Source organism: Rhodococcus kronopolitis, assembly GCF_042654025.1.
GTDB lineage: Bacteria > Actinomycetota > Actinomycetes > Mycobacteriales > Mycobacteriaceae > Rhodococcus_G > Rhodococcus_G kronopolitis.
Genome location: NZ_JBHSFO010000004.1, coordinates 246306 through 258255 on the forward strand (window position 1 = coordinate 246306; position 11950 = coordinate 258255).

12 protein-coding genes are annotated in these 11950 nt (G+C 70.8%); 3 read left to right on the top strand and 9 right to left on the bottom strand.

What is annotated here, in order from left to right; genetic code table 11:
* Positions 1 to 9 precede the first annotated feature (9 nt).
* Both ACFO6S_RS10040 and ACFO6S_RS10045 read left to right on the top strand, forming a co-directional pair.
* On the top strand, positions 10 to 663 hold the full coding sequence (locus ACFO6S_RS10040; protein ID WP_378416507.1) for a chymotrypsin family serine protease: 654 nt from the start codon (positions 10 to 12) through the stop codon (positions 661 to 663).
* A gap of 6 nt (positions 664 to 669) precedes the next feature.
* The gene (locus tag ACFO6S_RS10045) at positions 670 to 1485 is read left to right on the top strand and encodes a DUF6319 family protein (RefSeq protein ID WP_378416509.1); all 816 of its coding nucleotides are present in this window, start codon (positions 670 to 672) and stop codon (positions 1483 to 1485) included.
* Here the strand turns inward: ACFO6S_RS10045 and ACFO6S_RS10050 are convergent.
* Together ACFO6S_RS10050 and ilvD are read right to left on the bottom strand one after the other, a co-directional pair.
* On the bottom strand, positions 1464 to 2450 hold the full coding sequence (locus ACFO6S_RS10050; protein WP_378416921.1) for an adenylate/guanylate cyclase domain-containing protein: 987 nt from the start codon (positions 2448 to 2450) through the stop codon (positions 1464 to 1466). The two genes, ACFO6S_RS10045 and ACFO6S_RS10050, sit on opposite strands and share 22 nt — an antisense overlap.
* A 37-nt stretch (positions 2451 to 2487) precedes the next feature.
* A complete protein-coding gene (gene ilvD / locus ACFO6S_RS10055) occupies positions 2488 to 4200 on the bottom strand; it encodes a dihydroxy-acid dehydratase (RefSeq protein WP_378416511.1) in 1713 nt (570 codons plus the stop codon).
* 215 nt (positions 4201 to 4415) lie between these two features.
* Here ilvD and ACFO6S_RS10060 point away from each other — a divergent pair, with 215 nt between their 5' ends.
* On the top strand, positions 4416 to 5255 hold the full coding sequence (locus tag ACFO6S_RS10060) for a DUF4913 domain-containing protein (RefSeq protein WP_378416513.1): 840 nt from the start codon (positions 4416 to 4418) through the stop codon (positions 5253 to 5255).
* A gap of 37 nt (positions 5256 to 5292) precedes the next feature.
* Here ACFO6S_RS10060 and ACFO6S_RS10065 read toward each other — a convergent pair whose 3' ends face one another.
* From ACFO6S_RS10065 to ACFO6S_RS10095, 7 genes are all read right to left on the bottom strand, one after another.
* Positions 5293 to 5862, bottom strand: coding sequence for a TIGR03086 family metal-binding protein (locus ACFO6S_RS10065; RefSeq protein WP_378416514.1), 570 nt, complete (start codon positions 5860 to 5862; stop codon positions 5293 to 5295).
* A gap of 14 nt (positions 5863 to 5876) precedes the next feature.
* The gene (locus ACFO6S_RS10070) at positions 5877 to 6653 is read right to left on the bottom strand and encodes a VOC family protein (protein ID WP_378416516.1); all 777 of its coding nucleotides are present in this window, start codon (positions 6651 to 6653) and stop codon (positions 5877 to 5879) included.
* A gap of 53 nt (positions 6654 to 6706) precedes the next feature.
* Positions 6707 to 8212: an MFS transporter gene (locus ACFO6S_RS10075; RefSeq protein WP_378416518.1), complete on the bottom strand. Its 1506-nt coding sequence runs from the start codon at positions 8210 to 8212 to the stop codon at positions 6707 to 6709.
* A 99-nt stretch (positions 8213 to 8311) separates the two neighbouring features.
* Positions 8312 to 9160, bottom strand: coding sequence for a 3-hydroxybutyryl-CoA dehydrogenase (locus tag ACFO6S_RS10080; RefSeq protein ID WP_378416520.1), 849 nt, complete (start codon positions 9158 to 9160; stop codon positions 8312 to 8314).
* Positions 9161 to 9288: 128 nt separating this feature from the next.
* Positions 9289 to 10377: a hypothetical protein gene (locus ACFO6S_RS10085; RefSeq protein ID WP_378416522.1), complete on the bottom strand. Its 1089-nt coding sequence runs from the start codon at positions 10375 to 10377 to the stop codon at positions 9289 to 9291.
* Positions 10374 to 11561: a sensor histidine kinase gene (locus ACFO6S_RS10090; RefSeq protein ID WP_378416524.1), complete on the bottom strand. Its 1188-nt coding sequence runs from the start codon at positions 11559 to 11561 to the stop codon at positions 10374 to 10376. The genes ACFO6S_RS10085 and ACFO6S_RS10090 overlap by 4 nt, the downstream gene beginning before the upstream one ends.
* 25 nt (positions 11562 to 11586) lie before the next feature.
* Positions 11587 to 11877 (bottom strand): LuxR C-terminal-related transcriptional regulator, encoded by a 291-nt coding sequence (locus ACFO6S_RS10095; RefSeq protein WP_378416526.1) that lies wholly within the window; start codon positions 11875 to 11877, stop codon positions 11587 to 11589.
* Between the last annotated feature and the right edge of the window lie 73 nt (positions 11878 to 11950).

Below are 11950 nucleotides of genomic sequence, written 5' to 3' on the forward strand. Positions count from 1 at the left end.
GGACGCACGATGCTCAAGCGAATTGCTCTGCTGATTGCTTTCGTTACCGCGATGGCCGGACTGCTGGCGGTGGGGCCCGCATCGGCCGCCGAGCGTGCGGTCCTGGGCGGTGGCTCCGGGATCGTCCTCGGCGGGGAGGCGATGTGCACGCTGACCACGATCGGCACCGACAGCGGCGGCAGACTCGTCGGCATCACCGCGGGACACTGCGGCGAACCGGGGATGGCCGTCGGGGCGGTGGACCGGCAGGAGCTCGGCGTCATCGGTCACATGGTCGGCAAGAACAAGGGCCTCGACTACTCGGTCCTCGAGTTCGACCGCAACAAGGTGATTCCCGTGAACCGTGTCGGCAACGTCACCATCACCGGGATCGGCACGCCTGCGGCCTTCCCGAATGTGGTGTGCAAAGAGGGCCTGACGACGGGTAACACCTGTGGAGTGGTCTGGGGAGACCTGTTGCAGAGCAACGAGACCTGGACCCAGATGTGCGTTATAGAGGGTGACTCGGGAAGTCCGGTCGTGCTCGGCACTACTCTGGTGGGCATGGTGAATGCGTACGTGGGATTCGCGTGCCTGGGCCCGGAGCTCGGCACGGACATCGACGTCATCATGAGCGATATCAACGCTCATGGCGGCGCCGGCGCGGGCTTCCGCCCGATCTAGCCGCCGATGCCACCTCGCAAGAACAGCGTCGACCGTCTGACCGAGCAGGACCTGACGGAACTGGCAGCAGCGGTCGCCGCCGGTAAGCGCGCGACCGTGTACCTCAACGACGCCACGCCGAGTCTCGGCCTGGCGGCGGGCTGTTCGGCCCGGGTGCTCTCGATCGACGGCGGCACGGTGCTGATCCGGCCCAAGGGAGTCAACGACGAGCTGCCGTTCGAGGCGGACGAGCTGCGTCGCACCCAGAACTCAGCCAAGTCCCCGGCGAAGCCCGCCGCCGCCAAGGCGGCCTCGAGGTCCGTCACGCCGAGACAGCCGAAGCCGGTGCCTGCCAAGGCGATCGAGCCTCGGCCTGCGCCTGCCGCGACCGCAGCCCCCCGGACGCCGACAACCGCGCCGGTCGCGGTGCCGGCATCCGTCACCCCACCGAAGGCAGCCGTGACCGCACCCAAGACCGAGCCAGTGAGCCAGGCGCCCGAGAAGCCGGCGCCCGCGTCGCGCCGCGCGCGCCGGCCGAAGGACGCGACCAGCGTCAGCGTCACCCTGCACGCGGAGGCCGCCAACGAGTGGACGGTCACCGTCACGCACGGCGAGCGGCGACCGAGCAAGGCGGTGCCCGTGGCCGCGGACGCGGTCGAGCGCGCGGTCCGCGAGCTCGGCGACCCGGTCGCGGAGCAGGCCGTTGCGGCGGTGCTCTCCGCCGCCAGGGACGCCGCGGCCAGGCGGGTGCGCGAGCTCAGCGAGCAACTGGCGGAGGCGCGCACCACCCTCGAGGCGCTGGGCGCCGACGTGCCCGAGACTCAGGCCCGCCGCAGCGCGTAGGCCTTGAGGCGGTTGTACCCGCGTACCCGGAGCGTCCGCAGCGAGCGCAGCTCGACGCCCGGGACGTCGGTGAGGGCATCGGCGAGGTCGGCGTCGACGAGCACGGTGCCCGGACGAGCCGAACTGGTCAGTCGTGCAGCGATGTTCACCACCGAGCCGTAGGCGTCGCCGAACCGGACCAGCACGGTGCCCCGCGCGAGCCCGACCCGCAGGTCCGGCAGTTCCTCGGTGCTGTGCGCGGCGTCCTGCAGCGCCAGCGCGATCCGGCCGGCGTCGGCAGGGTCCTCGACGGCGAACATCACCTCGTCGCCGACGTTCTTGATCACCCAGCCGCGGCCCTGGCTGATCACGTTGGTGACGGTGGACTCGAAGTACTCCAGCAGGCGGGTGAGCTCGGTGACGCCCAGGCGCCGGGTCAGGCTGGTGTATCCGACCATGTCCGCGAATCCGATGACCAGCGTGCGGGTCTCGGAGTCCTCGCCGCGGTTGTCGAGGAACCGGGCGGCGTTCGAGGCGAGGTGCCGACGCCACACGTACGACTGCAGGTCCTGCAGCGCGGGAAGCATCTGCTCCGCGACCAGGGCGGCCTGCGTGGCGACGGCGTGCACGCTGACCGTCTCGTCCCCGGTCCGCTCCCGTTCCACGCGTTCCAGGATGTGACTGTTGAGCAGGCCCAACTGCCACTCGGCGAGTCGGGAGAAGGACTGCCCCAGCGCCCGGGTCACCGACACCTCGAGGTCGGGATCGATGATGCCCCGGTCGACCAGCGAGGTGATGCTGCTCAGCGCGGCGACGTCGGCGTCGGTGAACATCGGCGCGTCGGGATCCGTGTCGACCGCGAAACCCATTGCGATCCAGAGCCGTTGCGCCCGCTCCAGCGGGATGCCCGACAGTTCGGCGACCTGCTGGCGGGTGTACTTGATCTCGCCGCCGAGGAGGTTGCGCTCGATCTCGGCCTGGATCATGGCGAACTCGCGGGCCTGTCGCCGCCCGGAATGGTGCTCAGTCACACACGGCCCCGTTCGACGCCGAACCGACGAGCTTCGCGTACTTGGCAAGCACGCCTCGGGTGTAGCGGGGCGGCAACGGTTCCCAGCCCTGGCGCCGACGGTCGAGTTCGTCGGCGTCGACCAGCAGGTCCAGGGTTCCGGTGCCGATGTCGAGCCGGACGGCGTCGCCGTCGCGGACGAATGCGATCGGTCCGCCGTCCACCGCCTCCGGGGCCACATGCCCGACGCACAGGCCGGTGGTGCCGCCGGAGAAACGGCCGTCGGTCAGCAGCAGCACGTCCTTGCCGAGGCCGGCGCCCTTGATGGCCGCGGTGATCGCGAGCATCTCCCGCATCCCGGGCCCGCCCTTGGGGCCCTCGTACCGGATCACGACGGCGTCGCCCGCGGCGATGGTGCCGTTTTCGAGCGCATCGAGTGCGCCGCGTTCGCGGTCGAAAACCCTTGCCGTGCCTTCGAACACATCGGACTCGAAGCCGGCCGACTTGACCACCGCGCCGCCGGGTGCCAGCGAACCGGACAGGATGGTGATTCCGCCGGTCGGGTGGATCGGCGACGACATCGCCCGCAGCACCACGCCGTCGGGGTCCGGCGGGTCGATCTCGGCCAGGTTCTCCGCCATGGTCCGGCCCGTCACCGTCAGGCAGTCGCCGTGCAGCAGGCCCGCGTCGAGCAGCGCCTTCATCACCACCGGGACGCCGCCCTGGCGGTCGACGTCGAGCATCACGTGCTTGCCGAAGGGCTTGACGTCCGCCAGGTGCGGCACCTTCGCGCCGATCCGGGAGAAGTCGTCGAGGGTCAGCTCGACCTCCGCCTCGTAGGCGATGGCGAGCAGGTGCAGCACCGCGTTGGTGGAGCCGCCGTAGGCCATCACCACGGCGATGGCATTCTCGAATGCCTCCTTGGTCATGATGTCCCGTGCGGTGATGCCCTGCTCGATCAGCCGGACGACGGCCTCGCCGCTACGCCGCGCGTAGCCGTCGCGGCGCCGGTCCGAGGCGGGCGGCGCGGCGCTGCCGGGCAGCGACATGCCCAAGGCCTCGGCGACGCAGGCCATGGTGTTGGCGGTGTACATGCCGCCGCAGGCACCCTCGCCGGGGCAGAACGTCCGCTCGATGGCGTCGACGTCTGCGCGGCTCATCAGTCCTCGCGAGCACGCGCCGACCGCCTCGAAGGCGTCGATGATGGTGACCTCGCGCTCGCTGCCGTCGGACATCTTCGCCAGGCCGGGCAGCGCGGAGCCGGCGTAGAGGAAGACGTTGGCCAGGTCCAGGCGGGCGGCGGCCATCAGCATGCCGGGCAGCGACTTGTCGCAGCCGGCGAGCAGCACCGAACCGTCCAGGCGTTCGGCCTGCATCACGGTCTCGACGCTGTCCGCGATCACCTCGCGTGAGACCAGCGAGAAGTGCATGCCCTCGTGGCCCATCGAGATGCCGTCCGAGACCGAGATGGTGCCGAACTCGAGCGGGTACCCGCCCGCGGCGTGCACGCCGTCCTTGACGGCGGTCGCGAGTCGGTCGAGGGACAGGTTGCAGGGGGTGATCTCGTTCCAGGACGAGCCGACGCCGATCTGGGACTTTCCCCAGTCTGCGTCGCCCATGCCCACCGCGCGCAGCATGCCGCGGGCTGCGGACTTCTCCAGCCCGTCGGTGACGTCGCGGCTGCGCGGTTTGACGTCGTGTGTGGCGGAATCCTTCGGTGCGGTCACGGCGTTGCTCCCCACGATCGATCATCACGATTTACGTGTGCCCATCCATGATGACGCGTCGGGACGGTCGGTGAGGGGTGATCGCGTGCGGGGAGTTCGCCGTGGCGGCCCGCGAGGCGCCGGTGGTCCGGTGACCGAATGGGCTGTCGGTGGTGGTCGATAGTGTTCCCGGCAGACGCATTCCGACCGTCGCTGCATCTACAGGGGGTAGAGACATGCAGGTCCCTGACTGGACGACAACCAATCCAGACGGCTCGTACTCGCCGGAGGAGGCACTGCGCCTGCTGCTCGGGTACCGCGATGCGATGAGCGCACGGGCGGTGGACGGTGAACCGGGCAATGCCGACCTTCCGCCACTGACTCGCCAGGACCACGCCAATGCGTTGGAAGTCGTGGGGGCCCTCCTGCGGGAGATCGGCCAGGACCGAGGCCGCGCGGTCGAGGCGGCCCTCGCGGCCGGGCTGGCCTGGCGCGCGATCGGCAGTCGCCTGCGCGTAGAGGAGCAGTCGGTCCGGGAAGAGTTCCGATCGAGGCTCGACACGGAACTCGAGTCCAGTTGGAAGGCTCAGGGCGGGGGAAGTCCGGATCTCCTGTGGCCGGACGAGATGCCTCGGCCGTCCGAGGCTGCCGGGCGCGCGCTCGGCTACGACGACGATCGTGACAGCGGCGACGGGGACCGGATCACCCCGGCTTTCGAGAATGTCATCGACTGGGTCGAGGGCTATTTCCTCCCCGTAGTGCGTCGGCGGGTCGAACTGGGCCCGGGGGACCTGCTCGTCTGGGACGAGCAGTGGTGGATGTACCCGGAGGTGGTGGCGAGGTTCATGGCGCTGCACTACGCGTGGGAAGCGGCACGGGCTTCAGACGACGCCGCCGCGATGTCGAGCTGGTGGATCCAGCACCTCGATCCGCATCTGCGGGTGATCCTCGACCCCCACACCGGACCGATGGCACGCCGCTCCCGGGCGGGGAGCGAACCCGGTGTGCCCCGCCTGCCGAACTCGCCGGTTCCGAACGAGGTGCGGGACGCGATTCTGCGCGGCCCCGATTCCTGACCCCAACCCGGCACGTACGCCGAGGCCTCCGGATCGATCAGCGTGGTCCGGTTCGGTCGTCGCGCCCGGTCAGGGCAAGCAGCTGGGTCTGCAGCGGCGCGTCGTCGGCGACGGCGATCGGCGGCGCGAACAGGCCACTGGCGCTCAGCATCTCGCGTTCCTGATCGAGGTCCTCCCAGACCGCGGCGACCAGACCCGGGTCGAGGGACTCGTCCACCCCGGCCGCACGGGCCAGGTCCCAGCTGTGGATGGTGAGGTCGGCGACCTGCTGGTGCAGGTACTCCTCGACGGTGACGGTGCCGTAGGACAGGTGTACCCGCGCGGACGGCGAGGCGACCGACCACGCGAGTACCGCGAGCCCGGCGTGGTGCTCCCACTCGGCCGCCAGGTCGTCGCCGAGCGGGTGCACCCGGGCACCGGCCTCGGACAGGGTGAGCCCGCCCAGCAGCGGCGGCACCCACTGCTGCTCGACTATCACGTGACGAACCAGATCTGCTGTGTCCCAGTCGGTGTCGGGAGTCGGTGCGGCCCAGTCGGTGACGCCCCGAACCCGCGTGTCGAACTCCTGCTTGGCTCGGTGCTGGAGCTCGAGCCACCCGAGTGCCACCGGCCCGCCCGCCGCTACGCGGATTCGCCGGTCATGACGCTGAACACGGCCCCGGTGGGGTCGCTCAGCACCGACATCCGTCCGACGGCAGGCATGTCGAAGGGCTCGACCATCACGCTGCCGCCGCTGGCGGTCGACTTCGCGGCCGTCGCATCGGTGTCCTCGACGGCGAAGTAGACGTGCCAGTGGGTCGGCACCTGCGGCATCCGGGGCGTGGTGCAGCCGCCGACCTGGGCCTCGCGGACCTTCAGGATAGTGTAATCGCCGCCCGGCATGTCCGACGTGGTCGCGGCCAGCCCGAGCACCGCCCGGTAGAAGGCCAGCGCCTTCGCCGGGTCGGGGGTGATCAGCTCGTTCCAGATGACCGAGCCGGGCTCGTTCACCAGGGTCGCGCCGATGTGCTCGCCTGCCTGCCACAACCCGGCGACGGCGCCGGTCGGGTCGGCGACGAACGCCATTCGGCCGGACTGCCCGATGTCGACCGGACCCATGATCAGCTCGCCGCCGGCCGGGACGACCTCGGCAGTCGCCGCGTCGGCGTCGTCGGCGGCGAGGTAGGTGTTCCAGATCGAGGGGGCGCCTGCGGGGGTGCCGGGCGGTTGGCCCCCGATGGCGGCGACGAGCCCGCCACGCAGCGTGGCCATCGAGTAGACGCCGCCGTCCGGAGTGGGCATGTCGTCGAACTGCCAGCCGAACAGTTCGGTGTAGTACGCCTTGGCCGCGCCGGGATCGGTGGCGGACAGGTCCACCCAGCAGGGGGTGCCCTGCTCGTAGCTGGTGCGTATGGGCATGACCAGATTCCTTCCGCAGGAGAAAGTCGGTCTCGCGGGGCGAGGCCCACCGACTACGGTTCCAGGCCGCGTCCGGTTTGGGAAGAGGGCACCGGTTGCACGGCCGGGGCGGCGATGTCGCAGTGCGGGCAGCAGTCGACGGTCTCGTCGTGCCGGGCAGCTTCGGCAGACTCGGCGGGCAGTGGCGTCGCGCCCGCCGGGACCAGTGCCGCGGCCAGCGCCGCGCCGATCACCAACAGCCCCATGCAGATCAGCATCGCGACGTGGAAGCCGTCGGAGAACACCTGCGGGTCGGTGTAGTCGGTGCCGGTGATGCCCGCCAGGCCGGGCAGCGCGGCAACCGCAAGCAGCTGACTGCTGCGGGCCACCGCGTTGTTCACCCCGGACGCGATCCCGGCGCGGTCGGTGGACACGGAGTTCAGCACCGCCCCCGTCAGTGGGGCCACCAGCGCGCACAGCCCGAGACCGAAAACCAGCACGCCGGGCAGCACGCCGGTTAGGTACGACGCACCGGGCCCGATCCGCAGCATCAGCGCCAGCCCGACCGCGGACAGCAGCGGTCCGACCGTCATCGGCAGCCGCGGGCCGTGGTGCTGTGCCCACCGGCCGGCGCGGGCGGAGAGCAGCAGCATCAGCACGGTGATGGGCACGGTGGCCGTGCCTGCGGCGAGCGGTGAGTACCCGGCGGCGAGCTGCAGCTGCAGCACCAGCAGGAAGAACACCCCGCCGAGCGCGGCGTAGACCGCGAACGTCACCAGGTTCGCGGCGACGAAGACCCGGGACCGGAACAGTGCCGGCGGGATCAGCGGGTCGGTGCTGCGGCGTTCGACGACCACGAAGACGGCGAACACCGCGAGGCCACCGAGCACGGGCAGCCACTGCTGGGCGATCAGGCCGTAGGTGATCCCGGCGAGGCCGACGGCGGCCAGGACCGCGCCCACGACGTCGAGTCGGCCCTGCTGCTGCGGGTCGCGGCTCTCCGGCACGTGCCGCAGCGCCACCCACACCACGGCGACCGACAGCGGCAGGTTCAGCAGGAACACCGCTCGCCAGCTGGAGACCTGCACGATCCACCCGCCGAGCAGCGGGCCGCCCGCGGCCGCGACCCCGCCGAGGCCGGACCACAGGCCGATCGCGGCGCCGCGATCGTCGGGGTCGATGGCGGCGGAGAGCAGCGCCAGGCTGCCGGGGGTCAGCAGCGCCGCGCCGACCCCCTGCAGGATCCGGGCCGCGACCAGCATCTCGATGTTCGGGGCGACGCCGCACAGCAGCGACGCGGCCGCGAACCAGACTGTTCCCCAGACGAAGACCTTGCGCCGGCCGAGTCGGTCGCCGAGCGCGCCCGCGAGCAGGATCAGCGAGGCCAGCGTGAGGGTGTAGCCGCTGAGCACCCACTGCAGTCCGGCGACGGTGGCGTCGAGGTCCTCGCCGATGCGGGGCAGGGCGATGTTGACGACGGTGGCGTCGAGCATCGCGAGGGACGAGCCGAGGACGGTGGCGAGGACCACCCAGCGCCCGGTGGCCGAGCGCAGGCGGACCGGCTGCCGGGTCGGGCCCATGCGGGTGACGCTACGCCGACAGTCCGCACCCCGGCGGCACGCGTCGCGGGCGCCATTGCGGCGCGACGGGGTACCGCCGGGGTGCGGGTCGGGGGGTGACTAGCTGTAGTCGTAGAAGCCGCGACCGCTCTTGCGGCCGAGCTGGCCGGCATCGACCTTGCGGCGGAGCAGGGCCGGCGGGGCGTAGTGCGGCTCGGCGAACTCCGCGTACAGCGACTCGGCGGCCGCCAGTGCGACGTCCAGGCCGACGGTGTCGAGCAGCGTCAGCGGGCCCATCGGGTAGCCGCAGCCGCCCTTCATGGCCTCGTCGATGTCCTCCGCGGTGGCGTAGCCGGACTCGAGCATCCGGACGGCCTGGCACAGGTACGGGATGAGCAGCGCGTTGACGATGAAGCCCGAGCGGTCGCCTGCCCGGACCGTCTTCTTGCGCAGCGTGTTCTTGGCGTAGTCGGTGACCGCGAGGACGGTCTCCTCCGACGTGGTCAGGCTGACCACGATCTCCACCAGCGGCATCACCGGCACCGGGTTGAAGAAGTGCACGCCGACGACCTGGCCGGGCCGCTCGGTGGCCTTGGCGATCTTGATGACGGGGATCGACGAGGTGTTGGTCGCCAGGATGCCCGCAGGCTTGACGATCTTGTCGAGCTTGCCGAAGATCTCGTACTTGAGCTCCTCGATCTCCGGGGCGGCCTCGATGACCAGGTCGCGGTCCGCGAACTCCTCGATGTCCAGGGTGACGCGCACCCGTGCGATCGCGGCGTCCGCCTCCTCCTGGGTGATCTTGCCCTTGGCGACGCCGCGGGAGATCGACTTGGCGATCCGCTCCGTGGCGGCGTCGGCGAACTCCTGCTTGGTCTCGAGGACGAGGACCGAACTACCGGCCTTGGCGCACACCTCTGCGATACCGGCACCCATCGTGCCGCCACCGATCACTCCGACAAGCTCCACAGCTACTTCTCCAGACACGTGTTGGTCATCTTGGCTTCTGTGCACATTCTGCTACGCGCCGGTCACGGCGCGTTCCTCGGTACGAAGCTCGTTCGTGCGGATCTTCGGGGTTGCGAGCCCCCCGGCGCCTATCTCCGACCGGGGACGGCTGCGGGTTCGGGCACGTCGTCGTCGGTTCGCATCGTCACACTGACCCGGTCCAACCGGTCGTACTCGACGCGTCGAACGTGAGTGGCGTGCTCGGAGACGATGGTTGCCAGCGTGTCCCGACCGGCGGGCAGGGCCCGCGCGGTGAGGGTCCCGTCCTCGCACGAGTCGAGCTCCTCGACAAGACCCGCCCGGATCCGGGCCACCGACCCTGCAGATGCGCCGGCCAGGCCACCGTCGTCCAGCAGGACGACATGTGCGCCCCGTCGCCGAGCCGCGTCGACCGCCGCGCACACCGCCGAGTCCGAGGCGAACACGGGCGCCCGAAGGGTGTCGCGCAGGTGGGATTCCAGTACCGCGCAATCCTCGCGTTCCCCCGCGGAGAACCGGTGCCCGGCAGCGGCGGCCTCGAGGATCGGGCGGGCCAGGAGGTCCAGTCGGCAGAGCTGGGTGTCCCGCTCGCGCAGCACTGCCTCGGTCATGGCCTCGTCGGCGGCGCGCTCGGATTCGCGTTCGCGCAGCCGGAACACCGCAAACCCGACCCTCCGGATGCTGAACGCGAAGAACGCCGACATCAGGACGGGGGCGAGATTGATCGAGGCCAACCGAATCCCGGTGCCCCAGCCCTGCCCGGTTGCGTCGCTCCAGGTGCCGCTGGTGAGGATGACCAGCGCCGCTCCCACGAACGCGTACGCCGCGCGGCCCCGCACCGACATGTAGACCAACACCACCGTCACCGCGCGTATCTGCCAGGCCGAGTCCAGCGTCCAGCCCGGCACGGGCAGCTGCCACAGGACCAGCACGCAGGCGATCGGCCCCAGCGCGGTCAGCGCGAGCGTGTGGACCGTCGGCAGCGGGTCGCCCGGCACGGCGATGATCACCGCTGCCCCGGCCGAGACCAGCGCTGCTGCCAGCAGGGACGGCCAGACAGAGTGCACCCCGTCCAGGTTGGCAAGGGCCGCGACGGTGAAACTCAGGCAGAACATCGCAACCAGCACCCGCGCGGCGGGCCGGTCGAGGCCGAGCAGGACGCGCACGTCACGGAAGTCACCGGACCCGGTGCCGGTCACGACGGTGCCGTCCAGCGCAGGGCGACACGAGTGCCGCGGTGGGCCGCGGAGTGGATCTCGGCGGCGCAGCCCGGTACCGAATCCATCCGCGATCGAATGCACACGCTGATGCCCAGTCCGTACGGCGGAATCCGGTCGGGGTCGAACCCTCGACCGTTGTCGGCCACCAGCACCTGCACGCCGTCGGTGTCGACGTCGACGGCGACGAGCCGGTCCGCAGCCTGCTTCGCGCTGTCCGCGTGCTGGATGCTGTTCCGGAGGGCTTCGGCGGCGGCGGAAGCGATCGCGCGACAGGCCTCGCGGGGAATGGCGACGGGCGAGCCCAGCCGGACCTGAAGGTCGACGGCGCCGCCCTCGTCGACGTCCGTCAGCGCGGAGCGGATCAAGGCGACCGCGGCGTCCGCGTCGAGGTCCTCGGTGGCCACGTCGCTGGCGTGCAGGCGGTCGAGTTCGCGAAGCGCGAGGCCGGACTGGGCGCCGAGCTGGTCGTCGTTGCCGCGCCGTGCGATGCCGAGCAGCGTCGACATGACGCTGTCGTGGATCAGTGCGTCGAACCGCTTCCGTTCGACGTCCCGCGCGGCGACCGCGGCGGTCGACGCGGACTGCCGCGAGGCGGCGGCGCGGGCGCGGTCGAGAATGCGGCCGGACTGAACCGCGGCGATGGCGGCCAGGACGAACATGCTGTTGGTCATCACGACGTTGAAGATCTCCGGCAGCAGGGTGCTCCCTGGTCCGGCTCGGGTGACGTGCCGTATCGCCTCCGCCGCGCAGCTGCTGACCACGAGGTACAGCACGCCGAGGGTCGGAGGCCAGCACACCGCCGCGGCCATGGCCACGAGCCCGGAGATCGCAGACAACCACACGTCGCGGGTCGGCGGGAGGTTCCCCTGCAACGCGGGCAGCCAACCGGCCATGGTGACGAGATAGGTCGTGGCGCCCAGTGCGCTCAATCTGCGCACCCACCTCAGGTCGGGGGCGTAGCTGGCCGGCCACAGGGCGAGCAGGGGCGCGAACACGATGACGACGGCAACCGGGGTGTACCACGGTGCCAGCACATCCGACTGGACGAAGAGAACGGGGATCAGCACCACGGCGAAGAACAAGGCCCCGGTGCCGAGCACGCGGGCAAAGGTGCGGATGATCCCGGCCTCCGCATCGCCGATTTTGCTGTTGCGCGCGGTCATTCGCGCCAGACCGGCGTCGGCTGGATCACAGCTCGTCGATGGAGATCAACCCGTCCTGCACCGCGCGCGCCACGAGGGCGGCCTTGGTCGGGGCCGCTCGGTCCACCTGTGCGTACTTGGCGCGGATCCGCGCGAGGTGGGTGTTGACGGTGCCGAGTGAGAGGTACATCGCCGAGGCGACCGCGCTCTTCGAGTCGCAGTGCAGCCACCGAAGCAGTACCTCGGTCTCGCGGGCGGACAGCGTCGGCCGGATCAGCGCGGGCCGGGCGACGGGCGTCGCCTGCGGTGCGGCAGGCACGATGCGCGGTCGCTGCATGTGCGGGCGGTGGAGAACGTGGTTGAGAGTCGTGGACATGTGCGCCCCCCGGGGAGTAAGTCGTCGTTGCATG